The 377-nt window shown below is 68.7% G+C and carries 1 protein-coding gene; it reads right to left on the bottom strand.

Annotated features, from left to right (window positions below; all coding sequences use genetic code 11):
- The coding region (locus ACEPPI_RS40780; RefSeq protein ID WP_373920281.1) for a DUF4277 domain-containing protein at positions 1-230 on the bottom strand (230 nt) is incomplete at its 3' end.
- Between the last annotated feature and the right edge of the window lie 147 nt (positions 231-377).

Genomic DNA, 377 nt, shown 5'->3' with positions numbered 1-377 from the left:
CCGAAGACCTCCTCCACCGCCCAGGTGCGGGCCCAGTCCCCGACCCGCACCAGCGGTGCGGGCGAGGTCAGCCGGTTGGCCACCAGCGCCTCGATGACCTGCCCGTGCGTCAGATGCGCGCTCGCACCGCCCGGACACACCTCATCGACGACCCCGGCCACATCCAGCCGGCGCAGAAACTCGGCAGCGACAGGCAGAGCGCCCAGACGCTTTTCCACCACCGACGTCACCACAACTTCAAGGCGCTGACGCGCAGATCGTGGCCGCGGGGACCGGGAAGTCATCGACACATCCGGACCAACGCCACACGACCGGTCCGGGACACTCCCGGACCGGTCACACCATACGAATCAGCGACCCGCGAAGTACGGGACTAG

Origin of the sequence: Streptomyces sp. AB3(2024) (assembly GCF_041862025.1) — a bacterium.
In the GTDB taxonomy this organism is placed as follows: Bacteria; Actinomycetota; Actinomycetes; order Streptomycetales; family Streptomycetaceae; genus Streptomyces.
Note: the sequence above shows the minus strand (reverse complement) of the source record. Positions and strands in the feature narration are given on the sequence as shown.